At 51.9% G+C, this 18077-nt stretch carries 12 protein-coding genes, 4 tRNA genes and 1 rRNA gene; 1 reads left to right on the forward strand and 16 read right to left on the reverse strand.

Annotated features, from left to right (window positions below; all coding sequences use genetic code 11):
• Positions 1-281 precede the first annotated feature (281 nt).
• The 13 genes from rpoC to K2184_RS28035 form a co-directional block, all read right to left on the reverse strand.
• Positions 282-4505: a DNA-directed RNA polymerase subunit beta' gene (rpoC, locus tag K2184_RS27975; RefSeq protein WP_004109722.1), complete on the reverse strand. Its 4224-nt coding sequence runs from the start codon at positions 4503-4505 to the stop codon at positions 282-284.
• Positions 4506-4581: 76 nt separating this feature from the next.
• Positions 4582-8610 carry a DNA-directed RNA polymerase subunit beta gene (rpoB, locus tag K2184_RS27980; RefSeq protein ID WP_004109725.1) on the reverse strand — a complete coding sequence of 1343 codons (4029 nt, stop codon included), beginning with the start codon at positions 8608-8610 and terminating at the stop codon, positions 4582-4584.
• 325 nt (positions 8611-8935) lie between these two features.
• Positions 8936-9304 carry a 50S ribosomal protein L7/L12 gene (gene rplL, locus K2184_RS27985; protein ID WP_004109728.1) on the reverse strand — a complete coding sequence of 123 codons (369 nt, stop codon included), beginning with the start codon at positions 9302-9304 and terminating at the stop codon, positions 8936-8938.
• A gap of 66 nt (positions 9305-9370) precedes the next feature.
• The gene (gene rplJ, locus K2184_RS27990; protein WP_004109731.1) at positions 9371-9868 is read right to left on the reverse strand and encodes a 50S ribosomal protein L10; all 498 of its coding nucleotides are present in this window, start codon (positions 9866-9868) and stop codon (positions 9371-9373) included.
• Positions 9869-10225: 357 nt separating this feature from the next.
• On the reverse strand, positions 10226-10930 hold the full coding sequence (gene rplA, locus K2184_RS27995; protein ID WP_004097642.1) for a 50S ribosomal protein L1: 705 nt from the start codon (positions 10928-10930) through the stop codon (positions 10226-10228).
• A gap of 3 nt (positions 10931-10933) precedes the next feature.
• The gene (gene rplK / locus K2184_RS28000) at positions 10934-11362 is read right to left on the reverse strand and encodes a 50S ribosomal protein L11 (protein ID WP_004097640.1); all 429 of its coding nucleotides are present in this window, start codon (positions 11360-11362) and stop codon (positions 10934-10936) included.
• Positions 11363-11517: 155 nt separating this feature from the next.
• Complete coding sequence (nusG, locus tag K2184_RS28005) at positions 11518-12063, reverse strand: transcription termination/antitermination protein NusG (RefSeq protein ID WP_002438628.1); 546 nt, start codon at positions 12061-12063, stop codon at positions 11518-11520.
• A 1-nt stretch (position 12064) separates the two neighbouring features.
• A complete protein-coding gene (gene secE, locus K2184_RS28010) occupies positions 12065-12448 on the reverse strand; it encodes a preprotein translocase subunit SecE (protein WP_004097638.1) in 384 nt (127 codons plus the stop codon).
• Between the two features lie 232 nt (positions 12449-12680).
• A complete protein-coding gene (tuf, locus tag K2184_RS28015; protein WP_023323999.1) occupies positions 12681-13865 on the reverse strand; it encodes an elongation factor Tu in 1185 nt (394 codons plus the stop codon).
• Positions 13866-13981: 116 nt separating this feature from the next.
• Positions 13982-14057 (reverse strand) — tRNA-Thr (locus tag K2184_RS28020).
• Between the two features lie 5 nt (positions 14058-14062).
• Positions 14063-14137: transfer RNA gene (locus K2184_RS28025), tRNA-Gly, on the reverse strand.
• Positions 14138-14256: 119 nt separating this feature from the next.
• A tRNA-Tyr gene (locus K2184_RS28030) sits at positions 14257-14341 on the reverse strand.
• Positions 14342-14351: 10 nt separating this feature from the next.
• Positions 14352-14427 (reverse strand) — tRNA-Thr (locus tag K2184_RS28035).
• Positions 14428-14866: 439 nt separating this feature from the next.
• On the opposite strand from K2184_RS28035, the gene coaA reads away from it, so the two are divergent.
• Positions 14867-15817 (forward strand): type I pantothenate kinase, encoded by a 951-nt coding sequence (coaA, locus tag K2184_RS28040; RefSeq protein WP_004109734.1) that lies wholly within the window; start codon positions 14867-14869, stop codon positions 15815-15817.
• A gap of 26 nt (positions 15818-15843) precedes the next feature.
• Here the strand turns inward: coaA and birA are convergent, their stop codons facing one another.
• The 3 genes from birA to rrf form a co-directional block, all read right to left on the reverse strand.
• Complete coding sequence (gene birA, locus K2184_RS28045) at positions 15844-16806, reverse strand: bifunctional biotin--[acetyl-CoA-carboxylase] ligase/biotin operon repressor BirA (RefSeq protein WP_004109737.1); 963 nt, start codon at positions 16804-16806, stop codon at positions 15844-15846.
• Positions 16803-17858 (reverse strand): UDP-N-acetylmuramate dehydrogenase, encoded by a 1056-nt coding sequence (murB, locus tag K2184_RS28050; protein WP_259653295.1) that lies wholly within the window; start codon positions 17856-17858, stop codon positions 16803-16805. The genes birA and murB overlap by 4 nt, the downstream gene beginning before the upstream one ends.
• 139 nt (positions 17859-17997) lie before the next feature.
• Positions 17998-18077, reverse strand: a 5S ribosomal RNA gene (gene rrf / locus K2184_RS28055); the annotation flags it as partial.

An 18077-nucleotide genomic window follows, 5' to 3' on the forward strand; every position in this document is an offset into this window, starting at 1 on the left:
GGAAAAGTAATCACATGATTATTTGAGCTTTTTGACTATATAGCGTTTGCGGCGCGTATTTTTTGATACGTGTAGGATTTTTACCCATTGATTGATGATGAAAATCTGAAACAGAAATAAATAATCTTGAAGGGGGAGTTTATTTGCTAATTAATTGCAGCGATTACATTAATTAAATGTAATTAAAAAGTATAACGAATAAATAATAGCAGCAACGGACAGGCAATAAAAAAGCCAGTCAGATGATCTGACTGGCTTTTAAGCGCTTAGCGAATCAACGATTAATCGTTGTCGGAACCGCCCAGACCCGCGTTCAGCAGCTCTGCCAGGTTAGCAGAAGCTTCTTCCACGCTGACCTGCGGCGCTGCTGGCAGCTCGCCGGCTGCGCGGCGGCGCATACGATCCTGGTGGTAGGCATAACCGGTACCGGCCGGGATCAGACGACCCACGATAACGTTCTCTTTCAGGCCACGCAGTTCGTCGCGTTTACCCGCAACGGCTGCTTCGGTCAGGACACGCGTGGTCTCCTGGAACGATGCGGCAGAGATGAACGATTCGGTTGCCAGGGACGCTTTAGTGATACCCAGCAGATCGCGGGAGAATGTTGCACCCACTTTGCCGTTCGCTTCCAGCTCGCGGTTAGCGATCTTGACGCGAGAGTATTCAACCTGTTCGCCTTCCAGGAAGTCGGAGCTACCGGCGCTTTCGATGGTCGCTTTACGCAGCATCTGACGAACGATAACTTCAATGTGCTTATCGTTAATCTTAACGCCCTGCAGACGGTATACGTCCTGGACTTCGTTAACAATATAACGAGTCACAGCATGTACGCCACGCAGACGCAGAATGTCGTGCGGTGCTTCCGGACCGTCGGAAACTACATCACCACGTTCTACGCGTTCACCTTCGAACACGTTGAGCTGACGCCATTTAGGAATCATCTCTTCGTACGGATCGCTACCGTCTACCGGGGTGATAACCAGACGACGTTTCCCTTTGGTTTCTTTACCGAAGGAAATGATGCCGCTGATTTCAGCCAGGATTGCCGGCTCTTTCGGACGACGCGCTTCGAACAGGTCGGCAACGCGCGGCAGACCACCGGTGATGTCCTTGGTACCGCCGGATTCCTGCGGTACACGCGCCAGGGTGTCACCAGAACTGATCTGTACGCCATCTTCCAGCTGAACAATCGCTTTACCCGGCAGGAAGTACTGCGCAGGCATATCGGTGCCAGGGATCAGAACATCATTACCCTGAGCATCAACGATTTTCAGCGCCGGACGCAGGTCTTTACCACCAGTGGTACGCTCTGCAGAATCCAGAACCACCAGAGAAGACAGGCCGGTCAGCTCGTCGGTCTGACGAGTAATGGTCTGGCCGTCAATCATGTCAGTGAAGCGGACGAAACCGCTCACTTCGGTGATAACCGGCATGGTGTGCGGATCCCAGTTTGCTACGGTTTCACCGCCGGCAACCTGCTCACCATCACCTTTCGCCATAACGGAGCCGTAAGGCACTTTATAGCTCTCTTTGGTACGACCGAATTCGTCGATCAGTTTCAGCTCGGTATTACGGGACGTAATAACCAGCTTACCGCTGGAGTTCACAACCGACTTCGCATTGCTCAGACGGATGCTACCTTTGTTTTTCACCTGGATGCTGGACTCAGCAGCCGCACGAGATGCCGCACCACCGATGTGGAACGTACGCATCGTCAGCTGTGTACCCGGCTCACCGATGGACTGTGCCGCGATAACGCCGATAGCCTCACCTTTGTTGATGATGTGGCCACGCGCCAGGTCACGACCGTAGCAGTGCGCACATACACCAAAGTCGGTGTCACAGGATACAACGGAACGCACTTTGACTGAGTCAACGGAGTTCTCTTCCAGCAGATCGCACCAGTGCTCATGAAGCAGCGTGTTGCGTGGAACCAGAATGTCCGCCGTACCCGGCTTCAGAACGTCTTCAGCGGTCACACGACCCAGTACGCGATCGCGCAGCGGCTCTTTAACATCGCCACCCTCGATAACCGGGGTCATGGTGATGCCTTCCAGGGTGCCACAGTCGTCTTCAGTAACGACCAGGTCCTGTGCAACGTCAACCAGACGACGGGTCAGGTAACCGGAGTTCGCTGTTTTCAGTGCGGTATCCGCCAGACCTTTACGCGCACCGTGCGTGGAGATGAAGTACTGGAGTACGTTCAGACCTTCACGGAAGTTCGCGGTGATTGGCGTTTCGATGATTGAGCCATCCGGCTTCGCCATCAGACCACGCATACCGGCAAGCTGACGAATCTGTGCAGCAGAACCACGCGCACCGGAGTCGGCCATCATGTAGATGCTGTTGAAGGAAACCTGCTGCTCTTCTTCGCCGTTACGGTTAATAACGGTTTCGGTTTGCAGGTTGTCCATCATCGCTTTGGATACACGATCGTTGGCCGCAGCCCAGATATCGATAACTTTGTTATAGCGTTCGCCAGCGGTCACCAGACCCGACTGGAACTGCTCCTGAATCTCAGCAACTTCCGCTTCCGCTTCGCTGATGATTTCGTATTTTTTCTCCGGGATGACCATGTCATCGATACCAACGGATGCACCTGAACGCGCTGCATAAGCAAAGCCGGTGTACATCGTCTGGTCCGCAAAAATAACGGTCGGTTTCAGGCCCAGAATACGGTAGCAGGTGTTCAGCATCTTAGAGATAGCCTTCTTACCCAGCGCCTGGTTGACGATGGAGAAAGGCAGACCTTTCGGTACGATCATCCACAGAATGGCGCGACCAACGGTCGTATCTTTCAGGCTGGTTTTCGCAACGAATTCGCCGTTTTCATCTTTTTCGTATTCGGTGATACGCACTTTAACGCGCGCATGCAGAGAGGCCAGGCCAGCGCGATAAATACGCTCAGCTTCTTTCGGGCCAGTCAGCACCATGCCTTCGCCTTTGGCGTTAACACAGTCACGGGTCATGTAGTACAGACCCAGTACAACGTCCTGAGACGGAACGATGATAGGCTCACCGTTCGCTGGAGACAGGATGTTGTTAGTAGACATCATCAGCGCACGCGCTTCGAGCTGGGCTTCCAGCGTCAGCGGTACGTGAACAGCCATCTGGTCACCATCGAAGTCGGCGTTGTATGCCGCACAAACCAGCGGGTGCAGCTGGATAGCTTTACCTTCGATCAGCACTGGTTCAAATGCCTGGATACCCAGACGGTGCAGGGTTGGTGCACGGTTCAGCAGTACCGGGTGTTCGCGGATGACTTCGTCCAGGATATCCCAAACGACAGCTTCTTCGCGCTCAACCATTTTCTTAGCGGCTTTGATGGTGGTGGCCAGGCCACGCAGCTCCAGCTTGCCGTAAATAAACGGTTTGAACAGCTCCAGCGCCATTTTCTTCGGCAGACCGCACTGATGCAGACGCAGGTATGGACCTACGGTGATTACAGAACGACCGGAGTAGTCAACACGCTTACCGAGCAGGTTCTGACGGAAACGACCCTGCTTACCTTTGATCATATCGGCCAAAGATTTCAGAGGACGTTTGTTAGAACCGGTGATCGCACGACCGCGACGACCGTTATCCAGCAGGGCGTCAACCGCTTCCTGCAGCATACGTTTTTCGTTGCGTACGATGATGTCCGGCGCAGCCAGATCCAGCAGACGTTTCAGACGGTTGTTACGGTTAATGACGCGACGATACAGATCGTTCAGGTCAGAAGTCGCAAAACGACCACCATCCAGCGGAACCAGCGGACGCAGATCTGGCGGCAGTACCGGCAGAACGGTCAGGATCATCCACTCCGGCTTGTTGCCAGACTGTACGAACGCTTCCAGCAGTTTGATACGCTTGGTCAGCTTCTTACGCTTGGTTTCGGAATTGGTTTCGTTCAGCTCTTCGCGCAGAGTTTCACACTCTTGCTCCAGATCCATGCTCTTCAGCAGGGCCTGGATAGCTTCCGCACCCATCTTCGCGTCAAATTCGTCACCGAACTCTTCCAGCGCGTCCAGATACTGTTCTTCAGTCAGGATCTGCTGGCGTTCCAGGTTGGTCATACCGCCTTCGATAACCACATAGGATTCGAAGTACAGCACGCGTTCGATATCGCGCAACGGCATATCGAGAAGCAGGCCGATACGGGACGGCAGAGACTTCAGGAACCAGATATGAGCGGTCGGAGACGCCAGCTCGATGTGGCCCATACGCTCACGGCGCACTTTAGTCTGGGTCACTTCAACGCCGCACTTCTCACAGATCACACCGCGGTGTTTCAGGCGCTTGTACTTACCGCACAGGCACTCGTAGTCTTTTACTGGCCCGAAAATACGCGCGCAGAAAAGGCCGTCACGCTCAGGTTTGAACGTACGGTAGTTAATGGTTTCCGGCTTTTTAACTTCACCAAAAGACCATGAACGGATCATGTCTGGCGATGCCAGAGCAATTTTGATCGCATCAAACTCTTCGGTTTTAGTTTGCGCTTTCAGAAACTTTAATAAGTCTTTCACGGATTTGCTCCCGTCGGAGTTAGCACAATCTGGCGCCGGGTCTTACCCCGGCACCAGTGACCTGTTTGAGCGAGAGTTACTCGTCTTCCAGTTCGATGTTGATGCCCAGCGAGCGAATCTCTTTCAACAGTACGTTGAAGGATTCCGGCATGCCCGGTTCCATCTGATGGTTGCCATCCACGATGTTCTTATACATCTTAGTACGGCCGTTCACGTCATCAGACTTAACGGTGAGCATTTCCTGCAGGGTGTATGCTGCGCCATATGCTTCCAGCGCCCACACTTCCATCTCCCCGAAGCGCTGACCACCGAACTGTGCCTTACCACCCAGCGGCTGCTGAGTAACCAGGCTGTAAGAACCGGTAGAACGCGCATGCATCTTGTCATCAACCAGGTGGTTCAGTTTCAGCATGTACATGTAGCCAACGGTAACCTGGCGCTCGAATTGCTCACCGGTACGACCGTCGAACAGGGTGATCTGGCCGGAAGTCGGCAGGCCACCAAGCTGTAACAGCTCCTTGATTTCAGACTCTTTCGCACCGTCGAAGACCGGCGTTGCGATCGGCATACCTTTTTTCAGGTTTTCAGCGAGACGCATAACTTCTTCGTCAGTGAAGGTATTCAGATCAACCTTCTGACGAACGTCGGTACCCAGATCGTAGGCACGCTGGATGAACTCGCGCAGTTTGGCGACTTCCTGCTGCTGTTTCAGCATGGCGTTGATTTTCTCGCCAATACCTTTCGCAGCCATACCCAGGTGAGTTTCCAGGATCTGACCGATGTTCATACGAGACGGTACGCCCAGCGGGTTCAGTACGATGTCGACCGGCGTGCCGTTTTCATCGTAAGGCATATCTTCGATCGGGTTGATCTTAGAGATAACACCCTTGTTACCGTGACGACCTGCCATTTTATCACCAGGCTGAATCTGACGTTTAACGGCCAGATACACTTTAACGATCTTCAGCACGCCCGGTGCCAGATCGTCGCCCTGAGTGATTTTACGGCGTTTCGCTTCGAGTTTTTTCTCGAACTCGTGTTTCAGTTCGTCGTACTGCTCAGCCAGCTGCTCCAGCTGGTTTTGTTTCTCTTCGTCGGTCAGGCCGAGTTCCAGCCAGCGATCGCGCGGCAGCTTGTCGAGCTTCTCAGCTTCGATACCGCCGGAGACCAGCACCGCATAGATACGACCAAACAGGCCAGCTTCGAGGATCTGCAGTTCTTCAGACAGGTCTTTCTTCGCCTGCTTGAGCTGCATCTCTTCGATTTCCAGCGCGCGTTTGTCTTTTTCTACGCCGTCGCGGGTAAAGACCTGAACGTCGATAATGGTACCGGAGACACCGTTTGGCACGCGCAGAGAAGAGTCTTTAACGTCAGACGCTTTCTCACCGAAGATCGCACGCAGCAGCTTCTCTTCTGGCGTCAGCTGGGTTTCACCTTTCGGCGTTACTTTACCAACCAGAATATCGCCACCGGTCACTTCCGCACCGATATAAACGATACCGGACTCATCCAGTTTAGAGAGTGCAGCTTCACCCACGTTCGGGATATCAGCGGTGATCTCTTCCGGCCCCAGCTTGGTGTCGCGGGACACGCACGCCAGTTCCTGAATGTGGATGGTGGTAAAACGGTCTTCCTGAACAACACGCTCGGATACGAGGATGGAGTCTTCGAAGTTGTAACCGTTCCACGGCATGAACGCGACGCGCATGTTCTGACCGAGCGCCAGTTCACCGAGGTCGGTGGACGGACCGTCAGCCAGCACGTCACCGCGCTCAATCGGCTCGCCCAGAGAGACACACGGCATCTGGTTGATGCAGGTGTTCTGGTTAGAGCGGGTGTACTTGGTCAGGTTATAGATGTCGATACCTGCTTCGCCCGGGTACATCTCGTCTTCGTTAACTTTGATAACGATACGGGACGCATCCACGTACTGAACCAGGCCGCCACGTTTAGCCACCGCAGTTACACCGGAGTCAACGGCAACAGCACGTTCCATACCGGTACCAACCAGCGGCTTATCAGCGCGCAGGGTCGGAACGGCCTGACGTTGCATGTTCGCACCCATCAATGCACGGTTGGCGTCATCGTGTTCCAGGAACGGGATCAGGGACGCACCGACGGAAACCACCTGCTGGGTGGATACGTCCATGTAGTCAACCTGGTCGCGGCTGAACAAGCTGGATTCGCCTTTACTACGGCAGGTAACCAGATCTTCTACAAAGTGGCCTTCGTCATCCAGGTTGGAGTTCGCCTGAGCAATAACGTAGTTACCTTCTTCGATAGCAGACAGGTAATGAATTTCGTCGGTCACAACGCCGTCGGTGACTTTACGATACGGAGTCTCAAGGAAGCCGTATTCGTTCGTCTGTGCGTACACGGACAGGGAGTTGATCAGACCGATGTTCGGACCTTCAGGCGTTTCGATTGGACATACGCGACCGTAGTGAGTCGGGTGTACGTCTCGAACTTCAAAGCCTGCGCGTTCGCGAGTCAGGCCGCCCGGGCCGAGTGCAGAGATACGACGTTTGTGCGTAATCTCAGACAGCGGGTTGTTCTGGTCCATAAACTGAGACAGCTGGCTGGAGCCAAAGAACTCTTTCACCGCTGCAGAAATCGGCTTGGCGTTGATCATATCCTGAGGCATCAGGGTATCCAGATCGCCCAGAGACAGACGCTCTTTCACCGCACGCTCTACGCGAACCAGGCCAACGCGGAACTGGTTTTCCGCCATTTCGCCAACGGAACGGATACGACGGTTGCCAAGGTGGTCGATATCATCGACTTCGCCTTTACCGTTACGGATATCGATGAGCTTCTTCATCACTTCAATGATGTCTTCTTTGCTCAGGATACCGGAACCTTCGATTTCGTCGCGCAGCAGAGAACGGTTGAACTTCATACGACCAACCGCGGACAGATCGTAGCGGTCTTCGGAGAAGAACAGGTTCTCGAACAGGCTTTCAGCAGCTTCACGAGTCGGCGGCTCACCAGGGCGCATCATGCGGTAGATTTCTACCAGTGCGCTCAGACGATCGTTGGTCGGGTCAACGCGTACAGTCTCAGAGATGTACGGACCGTGATCCAGATCGTTGGTGAACAGCGTTTCGATACGCTTATGGCCAGACTGGCTCAGCTTGGCCAGCAGATCCAGGCTCAGCTCCATGTTCGCCGGGCAGATCAGCTCGCCAGTAGATTCGTCAACATAGTCTTTAGAGGCAACTTTGCCAGCGATGTACTCAACCGGAACTTCGATATGTTTGATATCGTCTTTTTCCAGCTGGCGAATGTGACGCGCAGTGATGCGGCGTCCTTTCTCAACGTACACTTTACCGTTCGCTTCGATATCGAAGGAGGCGGTTTCGCCGCGCAGACGCTCCGGTACCAGTTCCATCTGCAGCTTGTTGTCGCGAATTTCAAAGACCACTTTTTCGAAGAACAGGTCAAGGATCTGCTCAGTGGTGTAATTCAGCGCGCGCAGGATGATGGTAGCCGGCAGCTTACGACGACGGTCGATACGGACAAACAGGTTGTCTTTCGGGTCGAATTCGAAGTCCAGCCAGGAGCCACGGTAAGGGATGATACGTGCGTTATACAGAACCTTACCGGAAGAGTGAGTCTTACCTTTGTCACTGTCAAAGAAGACGCCCGGGCTACGGTGCAGCTGAGAAACGATAACGCGCTCGGTACCGTTGATAACAAAGGTACCGTTGTCGGTCATGAGCGGAATTTCGCCCATGTAGACTTCTTGTTCTTTAATGTCTTTAACGGTGCCTTCCGGCGCTTCGCGCTCGTAGATCACCAGACGCAGTTTAACGCGCAGCGGTGCCGAGTAGGTCACGCCACGGATCTGACACTCTTTAACGTCAAAAACCGGTTCGCCCAGACGGTAGCTGACATACTGCAGCTCAGAATTACCGCTGTAGCTCTTAATCGGGAATACGGAACGGAAAGCTGCTTCCAGACCATACTGCCCTTCAGGATCTTGCTCGATGAACTTCTGAAACGAGTCAAGCTGGATAGAAAGGAGATAAGGTATGTCCAGAACCTGCGGACGTTTACCAAAATCCTTACGAATACGTTTTTTCTCGGTATAGGAGTAAACCATAGGGTTCCTCAGCTCGCTGACAAGTCGACCCATCTGCCCACATAAGGCAGTTTTTTATGCAACACTATTTTGTTGACCGGAAAATGGAACACTTTCCGCAATACCTGTTTCTATCACGCTTAAACCATTTCATTGCGATTTACACAGCTCAGGGACCCTAACCTGTCGCAGTATATTAAGTCGTCTATAGAAACAAGCATTGTCAGGACAACCAGTAGTCAAACAGTGTGAAATGCTACTGGCGCCTTACAGCGCAAAAAGGCTGGTGACCAAAAAGTCACCAGCCATCAGCCTGATTTCTCAGGCTGCAACCGGAAAGGTTGGCTTATTTAACTTCAACTTCAGCGCCAGCTTCTTCCAGAGATTTTTTCAGTGCTTCAGCGTCATCTTTGCTCACGCCTTCTTTCAGAGCAGCCGGAGCAGATTCTACCAGGTCTTTAGCTTCTTTCAGACCCAGGCCAGTCGCGCCACGTACTGCTTTGATAACGGCAACTTTGTTCGCGCCGATACCTTTCAGAATTACGTCGAATTCAGTTTTTTCTTCAGCAGCGTCAGCAGCCGGGCCAGCAGCAACAGCTACAGCAGCAGCAGCGGAAACACCGAATTTTTCTTCCATTGCAGAGATCAGCTCAACAACGTCCATTACGGACATAGCGGATACTGCTTCAATGATTTGATCTTTAGTGATAGACATTTAAATTGTTCCTGAATATCAGAATAAGTTTATACGTAAGCAGATGCTTTATGAAGATAACTGCGATTAAGCAGCTTCTTTCGCATCGCGTACAGCAGCCAGAGTGCGAACCAGTTTGCCAGCCGAAGCTTCTTTCATGGTTGCCATCAGGCGTGCAATTGCTTCTTCGTAGGTCGGCAGAGTTGCCAGGCGGTCGATTTGCGACGCCGGGATCAGCTCACCTTCAAAGGCTGCGGCTTTGACCTCAAATTTTGCATTCGCTTTCGCGAAATCTTTGAACAGACGAGCAGCTGCGCCCGGGTGTTCCATAGAGTATGCAATCAGGGTCGGACCAACAAACGTGTCTTTCAGGCACTCGAAAGGAGTACCTTCAACGACGCGGCGCAGCAGGGTGTTACGAACAACACGCATGTATACGCCAGCTTCACGACCTGCTTTACGCAGTTCAGTCATTTTGTCTACAGTAACGCCACGGGAATCCGCAACTACTGCAGACAGCGCGCCTTTGGCTACTTCGCTGACTTCAGCAACAATCGCTTGTTTGTCTTGAAGATTTAAAGCCATTAGCTTTGCTCCTGGATGTTTGCCAGAGCTCATGCTCCGGAACTCACTTCACTCAACTCAAAGAGAAGAGCGTCTTAATACGGTGAGCAGAAACAAGCCAGAGTATCCAAAAATAATCTTAGCGTTCTGTCACCGTCTACGCAGGGGATTAAGTTTCTTGCGAAACACCTGCGGTCTTCGACGGAGGCCTGGATAGGCCAGGCTCCAACGAACAAATCTTGTCTAGCCGTCGCTATTCACGCAGTGGCGGCGTTGACTGCCTTGCCACAGCCTGAATATCTCGGCTATACGTCTGCTATAAGCAGAATACGTGGGGGTAAGATTGTAGACAAATTCACCGCCCACGTAAAGCTAATCTTAGTTCGCAGAAGCGCTCAGACCAGCCTGATCAACGGCAACGCCAGCACCCATGGTGGTGGAGATGCTGATTTTCTTGATGTACACGCCTTTAGCCTGAGTCGGTTTCGCTTTTTTCAGCGCAACCAGCAGAGCTTCCAGGTTTTCTTTCAGTTTATCAGCGTCAAAATCCACTTTACCGATGGTGGTGTGGATGATGCCGTTTTTGTCGTTACGGTAACGAACCTGACCTGCTTTAGCGTTCTTAACCGCTTCAGCAACGTTCGGAGTTACAGTACCAACTTTCGGGTTTGGCATCAGGCCGCGCGGACCCAGAACCTGGCCCAGCTGGCCAACAACGCGCATTGCATCCGGAGAAGCAATAACCACGTCAAAGTTCATTTCGCCTTTTTTGATCTGGTCAGCCAGATCTTCCATACCTACCAGCTCTGCGCCAGCAGCTTTAGCTGCTTCAGCGTTCGGGCCCTGGGCAAATACGGCTACGCGAACTGAACGGCCAGTACCGTGCGGCAGTACGGTCGCGCCACGAACGTTCTGGTCAGATTTACGAGCGTCAATGCCGAGGTTAACGGCAACATCAACGCTTTCAACGAACTTAGCAGTCGCCAGTTCTTTCAGCAGAGAGATGGCTTCGTTGATGTCGTACTGTTTGGTCGCATCAACTTTGTCACGAATCACGGACATGCGCTTGGTCAGTTTAGCCATTTCTTAGTCCTCCACTACCAGGCCCATGGAACGTGCAGTACCTTCAATGGAGCGAGTCATCGCTTCAATGTCGGAACCAGTCATGTCGGCAGCTTTGGTCTGCGCGATTTCCTGCAGCTGAGCGCGGGAAATTTTACCTACTTTGTCTTTGTTCGGTTTACCGGAACCAGACTTGATACCAGCCGCTTTTTTCAGCAGAACTGCTGCCGGCGGAGTTTTGGTAACGAAGGTGAAAGAACGGTCAGCGTAAACGGTGATAACAACCGGGATTGGCAGACCTTTTTCCAGGGATTCAGTTTTTGCGTTGAACGCTTTGCAGAATTCCATGATGTTCACACCCTGCTGACCCAGTGCTGGACCAACCGGCGGACTCGGGTTTGCCATACCAGCTGCAACCTGCAGCTTGACGTAGGCTTGTACTTTCTTAGCCATTTAAATTTCCTCGTTTGGGTGTAGCGCCTTACAAAAGGCTCCCCGTGATAAATATCGCTTTACGGGCATCAGGCCCATAAAAACAAAAGGCGCGAAATTGTATGCCAATTTCGCGCCTCATGCAACGATTAAAGCGTTGCTTTTTTGATCGGCGGTTAAGCCTTTTCTACCTGGGCAAAGTCCAGCTCGACCGGCGTCGCACGACCGAAGATAGAAACGGACACTTTCAGACGAGACTTTTCGTAGTCCACTTCTTCAACCACGCCGTTAAAGTCGGCAAATGGGCCGTCGCTAACGCGTACCATTTCACCCGGCTCAAACAGCGTTTTCGGCCGCGGCTTATCGCCAACCTGCTGCAGACGGTTCATGATCGCATCGACTTCTTTGTCACTAATAGGCGCCGGACGGTCAGAAGTACCGCCGATAAAGCCCATCACACGCGGTACGCTGCGCACCAGGTGCCAGCTCGCGTCGTTCATCACCATCTGGACCAGCACGTAGCCCGGGAAGAATTTACGTTCGCTTTTACGACGCTGGCCGCCGCGGATTTCGACCACTTCTTCGGTCGGCACCATGACTTCGCCAAACAGCTCTTCCATATTGTGTAATTTGATATGTTCACGCAACGAGGTAGCTACGCGACCTTCAAAACCAGAAAACGCCTGAACGACGTACCAGCGTTTTTTAGGAGCTTCAGACATCTCAGAACCTCAGGCCAGTGATAAAGGATACCAGGCGAACCAGAATACCATCCAGTCCCCACAGGATCAGTGACATTACGGCGGTCACCGCGGCAACAATCAACGTGGTATGCAGCGTTTCCTGGCGAGTCGGCCAGATCACCTTACGGACTTCGGTTCTCGCTTCACGAGCGAAAGCGACTGTCGCCTTACCTTTTGTCGTTAACAGCGCGACACCGCCTGCTGCAGCGATCAGAATCACTACGGCCAGCGCACGCACTGCCAGCATAATGTCACGATAAAGGAAGTTGCCGACGATGGCCACAACCAGCAGCACGACAACGATTGTCCACTTCATCGCTTCGAGGCCGCGCCCGCTCCCTTGAGCTTCGGTATTCGCACTCATAAACCAACCTGTCACAAGAATTCAGACAAATAACTTCACCCCGCATGAAATGCGAGGCGACCAAACCGAAATGCTCTGCTGCGTTTCGGACTTAACGCCCTCTTCAGAGCCTGTCTCAGCAATGATTATGACCCAAAAAATCACTGATGAGCCAGGTTCTGGTGTGAAAGCGTGCAAAAAGGGCATCAAATGATGCCCTTTTATTGCGCATTGCGTCAAATGTTATCAGCAATTAGCCGAGAACTTTAGCAACCACGCCTGCGCCAACGGTACGGCCGCCTTCACGGATTGCGAAACGCAGACCGTCGTCCATCGCGATCGGGTGGATCAGGGTAACAACCATTTTGATGTTGTCGCCCGGCATAACCATCTCTACGCCTTCCGGCAGTTCGATGGTGCCAGTCACGTCAGTTGTACGGAAGTAGAACTGCGGACGGTAGCCTTTGAAGAACGGAGTGTGACGGCCGCCTTCGTCTTTGGACAGGATATAAACTTCAGATTCGAACTTGGTGTGCGGCTTGATAGAGCCCGGCTTAGCCAGTACCTGACCACGTTCGATTTCTTCACGTTTGATACCACGCAGCAGAACACCAACGTTCTCACCAGCGCGGCCTTCGTCCAGCAGTTTGCGGAACATTTCAACGCCAGTACAGGTAGACTTAGCAGTCTCTTTAATACCAACAATTTCAACTTCTTCGCCAACTTTGATGATACCGCGCTCTACACGACCGGTAACAACGGTACCACGACCGGAGATGGAGAATACGTCTTCGATCGGCAGCAGGAACGGCTTGTCAATCGCACGCTCTGGTTCCGGAATGTAAGAATCCAGGAAGCCAGCCAGTTCGATGATTTTCGCTTCCCACTCTGCGTCGCCTTCCAGCGCTTTCAGAGCAGAACCACGAACGATCGGAGTGTCGTCGCCCGGGAAATCGTACTGAGACAGAAGTTCACGAACTTCCATTTCAACCAGTTCCAGCAGCTCTTCGTCATCAACCATGTCGCACTTGTTCAGGAACACGATGATGTACGGAACGCCTACCTGACGACCCAGCAGGATGTGCTCACGAGTCTGCGGCATCGGGCCGTCAGTCGCAGCAACAACCAGGATCGCGCCGTCCATCTGCGCAGCACCGGTGATCATGTTTTTAACATAGTCGGCGTGGCCCGGGCAGTCTACGTGCGCGTAGTGGCGAGTCGGGGTGTCATATTCAACGTGGGAAGTGTTGATGGTGATACCACGAGCTTTTTCTTCCGGCGCGTTATCGATCTGGTCGAATGCGCGAGCAGCACCGCCGTAGGTTTTAGCCAGAACGGTAGTGATTGCAGCGGTCAGCGTTGTTTTACCATGGTCAACGTGGCCGATAGTACCGACGTTAACGTGCGGTTTTGTACGTTCAAACTTTTCTTTAGACATCGATTGTCCCTCTAAGACACGGATAAATCGGTGATATCACCACATCAACCGGGCAACATGCCCGACTTGTTGAATGCAATAAACTAGAGAGAAACAGGGGAGGAGAGATAAAGAAGTGGTGCTGATACCCAGAGTCGAACTGGGGACCTCACCCTTACCAAGGGTGCGCTCTACCAACTGAGCCATATCAGCACGTTTGGAGCGGGCAGCGGGAATCGAACCCGCATCATCAGCTTGGAAGGCTGAGGTAATAGCCATTATACGATGCCCGCATCCTGAAACTCGGCTACCCAGTTCTTTCTATAACAAAAAAAAGAGAAGCGTCTCTTTTTCTGTTTGAGCTGACCAGTTTAACCAATCAACTCTGGCTCCGCAAAGCGTTGCCGAAAGATGGTGGTGGGGGAAGGATTCGAACCTTCGAAGTCGATGACGGCAGATTTACAGTCTGCTCCCTTTGGCCGCTCGGGAACCCCACCAGGCACTTGATGGTGCCGACTACCGGAATCGAACTGGTGACCTACTGATTACAAGTCAGTTGCTCTACCTACTGAGCTAAGTCGGCATCAAGTAGCGCGCATTCTAGGGAGACCTGCGAGTTCATGCAACTAAAAAATTGCAGAAAATGTTCTATTGCTCACATTTTGTTCTCTGGCGAGAAAAAATGGTGTAATTTCAAACAGAGCAGCACAAAAATACGCCAACCTTCTCCATAGAAACGATTGTCGAAGAGAGCAAAATCCTCTTCCAAACTGCTAAAGCGGCATCGATACATCGCTACCCGGTCACAATATTCACTGAATAAGCCGGATGCTTCTACTGAGAACTTTATATGCCCTTGCTAAACCATTCATCTCTGTGATGCTACCTTTAGAAAGCATCATTCAATGAGTTTTTTTCTTATTATTCCTCGCAATCTGGTGTTACCCTCCTGCCCATTGTCCTGATTAACTAGTGTGAAGCACTCCGCCTTCATGTCATTCGGCGGTTGCAAGAGCATGCTTATGAGCCTAAAAGAGCAAACGTTAATGACACCGTATCTACAATTTAACCGCGACCAATGGGCTGCACTTCGTGATTCCGTTCCGATGACGCTAACAGAAGAAGAAATCACGCGGTTAAAAGGCATCAACGAAGATCTTTCCCTGGAAGAAGTAGCGGAAATTTATTTGCCGCTGTCGCGTTTACTCAATTTCTATATCAGCTCCAATTTGCGCCGACAGGCTGTACTGGAACAATTCCTGGGCACCAACGGGCAACGCATTCCTTACATCATTAGCATTGCGGGTAGCGTGGCCGTCGGGAAAAGCACCACCGCGCGCGTACTCCAGGCTTTACTTAGCCGCTGGCCTGAACATCGTCACGTTGAATTGATTACTACGGATGGTTTTCTGCATCCTAACGCCGTACTGAAAGAGCGCGGCCTGATGAAGAAAAAAGGCTTCCCGCAGTCTTATGATATGCACCGCTTGGTTAAATTCGTCTCCGACCTGAAATCCGGAGTTCCTGACGCCACCGCGCCGGTCTATTCTCATCTGATTTATGACGTCATTCCTGATGGGGATAAAACCGTTACTCAGCCTGATATATTAATTCTTGAAGGATTAAATGTTCTGCAGAGCGGGATGGATTATCCTCACGATCCGCACCATGTATTTGTTTCGGACTTTGTGGATTTTTCAATTTATGTCGATGCGCCAGAAGAACTGCTTAAGACCTGGTATATCAACCGTTTTTTGAAATTTCGCGAAGGCGCATTTACCGACCCGGACTCCTATTTTCATAGCTATGCTCAGCTGTCTAAAGATGAAGCAATTAATGTTGCCACATCGCTCTGGAATGAGATTAATCTTCTGAATTTAAAAGAAAACATCCTACCGACACGCGAGCGAGCAAGCCTTATAATGACCAAAAGCGCAAACCACTCAGTTAATCAGGTGCGTTTAAGGAAATAAAGAAGGGAGCGTCAGCTCCCTTTTTTTTATTCCGCGCTTCGCAATGATATCTCACCGCCAATCCAGGGTTTTATTACCCCATCTTGCTCCAGTAATAATGCTCCTTGAGCATCAATGCCTCGAGAGATACCCACGACTTCTTTATCGCCAATAATAAGTTTAACCGGGCGATTAATAAAGTTATCCAGCTTTTCCCAGCGGGTCAGATAGGGTGCTAAGCCTTCGTTCTCAAAAAGTTTAAACCCCGCCCGCAGCTCTTTAATTAGACAAGCTGCTAACGTATTACGATCGATAGTCATCCCCGCTTCCTGCAGGCTGATCCAGCCCTGATTGACAACGTCAGACTCAACGCGGCGCATCATTAAATTAATCCCTGCGCCGCTAACGATATGCGCTGCGTCGCCGGTTTTCCCCGTCAGCTCGACCAGGATCCCGGACAGTTTCCGGTCCTGCAAATAGAGGTCGTTCGGCCATTTTACCCGTACTTTATCCGCCCCCAGGCTTTGCAGCACTTCGGCAATCACGATCCCGATGACCAGGCTCAAACCAATGGCGGCGGCAGGGCCCTGCTCCAGTCGCCAGTACATTGATAGATAAAGATTAGATCCAAACGGAGAGAACCACTTACGCCCGCGGCGGCCGCGACCGGCCTGCTGATATTCAGCCACGCAGGCATCACCGGATTGCAGCTCACCGAGTCGGTCCATAAGATACTGGTTGGTGGAATCAATAACCGGTAGCACGGTGACCCGCCCGTGTTCAATCTGCCTGGCGATCTGCTCTTCATCCAGAAGCTGAATGGGCTCAGGTAAACTGTAGCCTTTACCCGGAACGGTGAAGACGTCAATTCCCCAGTCGCGTAACGTTTGAATGTGTTTGTTGATTGCGGCGCGGCTCATCCCTAAACGCTCACCAAGTTGTTCACCTGAATGGAATTCAGCGTCAGCTAATATGGATATCAGCGTCAGAGGGACGGTATAGTCTTTCATGCGATAGTCTCCTCGGCATTCACTTCGCCCGTTTCGCCAATAAAGCGCACTTCTGGTTGCAGCCAGATATCAAACTTTTCACCAACCTGCTGACGTACATAGTGTGCCAGCTTAACCACATCCTCACTGGTTGCTTGATTATCATTGATTAATACCAGTGCCTGCTGGCTGTGTACCGCTGCACCGCCAATCACTTTTCCTTTAAGCTGGCATTGATCGATAAGCCAGCCGGCGGCAAGCTTCATGCTGCCATCGGGCTGTGGATAGTGAGGGATGTTTGGATAGGCGGTCAGTAGCGCTTTAGCCTTCTCCGTGCTAACAACCGGGTTCTTAAAGAAGCTTCCCGCATTTCCATTCACTTTTGGATCGGGAAGTTTGGTCATGCGCATATGGCATACAGCATCAAATACCTGTTGGGGAGTGACGGTTTGCGGATCCAGCCGGGTTAAATCGCCATAGGTCAAAACGGGCTGCCATGCCTTTGGTAAGATCAAACCAACGGCTACGATGGCATAGCGGTCCTGATACTCATGCTTAAAAATGCTATCCCGATAGCCAAAGCGACACTCAGCAGCGGTGAGTCGTTGCTTCTGCCCGGTCGCCAGCTCAATACAATCGACGTACTGGCAAACCTTTTTTAACTCAAGGCCATAAGCTCCAATATTTTGAATCGGCGAGGAGCCGGCGCAGCCAGGAATTAAGGCCAGATTTTCCAGACCAGGCATTCCATTATTTAGCGCAAACTGTACCAGCTGATGCCAGTTTTCTCCCGCGCCCACGTGCAAATGCCAGGCGTCAGGTGTTTCACTCACTTCTATACCCATAATACGGTTGATAATCACCGTGCCGGAATAATCCTTCAGAAACAGGACGTTACTTCCTTCACCAAGGATAAGAGTTGGCTGGCGCTTTGCAACGGCATTCTGCCAGGCATCCAGTAGCTGTTTTTCAGTTTCGGCGCGTACAATCGCGCTGGCGGAACGGTCAAGACCGAAGGTATTCCAGGGCTTAAGTGAGTGGCTCATAGTGGCTTCCAGATGCAAAATCTGCATTAGTTTACCGTATATAGCGAGGGAAGGCTTGCCCGATCGTCGTGGGTTGACGAGAGACCATGGCGTTATCAGGAGGAATTGTTAAACCCCGGAAACGCAAAAAGCCCATCCGTCAGGATGGGCTCTTCACTTGTTTGATGCCTGGCAGTTCCCTACTCTCACATGGGGAGACCCCACACTACCATCGGCGCTACGGCGTTTCACTTCTGAGTTCGGCAT

Origin of the sequence: Klebsiella sp. K5-306 (assembly GCF_051835185.1) — a bacterium.
In the GTDB taxonomy this organism is placed as follows: Bacteria; Pseudomonadota; Gammaproteobacteria; order Enterobacterales; family Enterobacteriaceae; genus Klebsiella; species Klebsiella oxytoca.

Bases quoted from the DNA above. Each gene is read 5' to 3' on its own strand.
- rpoB (WP_004109725.1), bottom strand. From the start codon at position 8,610: ATGGTTTACTCCTATACCGAGAAAAAACGTATTCGTAAGGATTTTGGT.
- rplL (WP_004109728.1), bottom strand. From the start codon at position 9,304: ATGTCTATCACTAAAGATCAAATCATTGAAGCAGTATCCGCTATGTCC.
- rplJ (WP_004109731.1), bottom strand. From the start codon at position 9,868: ATGGCTTTAAATCTTCAAGACAAACAAGCGATTGTTGCTGAAGTCAGC.
- rplA (WP_004097642.1), bottom strand. From the start codon at position 10,930: ATGGCTAAACTGACCAAGCGCATGTCCGTGATTCGTGACAAAGTTGAT.
- rplK (WP_004097640.1), bottom strand. From the start codon at position 11,362: ATGGCTAAGAAAGTACAAGCCTACGTCAAGCTGCAGGTTGCAGCTGGT.
- nusG (WP_002438628.1), bottom strand. From the start codon at position 12,063: ATGTCTGAAGCTCCTAAAAAACGCTGGTACGTCGTTCAGGCGTTTTCT.
- secE (WP_004097638.1), bottom strand. From the start codon at position 12,448: ATGAGTGCGAATACCGAAGCTCAAGGGAGCGGGCGCGGCCTCGAAGCG.
- tuf (WP_023323999.1), bottom strand. From the start codon at position 13,865: ATGTCTAAAGAAAAGTTTGAACGTACAAAACCGCACGTTAACGTCGGT.
- coaA (WP_004109734.1), top strand. From the start codon at position 14,867: ATGAGCCTAAAAGAGCAAACGTTAATGACACCGTATCTACAATTTAAC.
- birA (WP_004109737.1), bottom strand. From the start codon at position 16,806: ATGAAAGACTATACCGTCCCTCTGACGCTGATATCCATATTAGCTGAC.
- murB (WP_259653295.1), bottom strand. From the start codon at position 17,858: ATGCAGATTTTGCATCTGGAAGCCACTATGAGCCACTCACTTAAGCCC.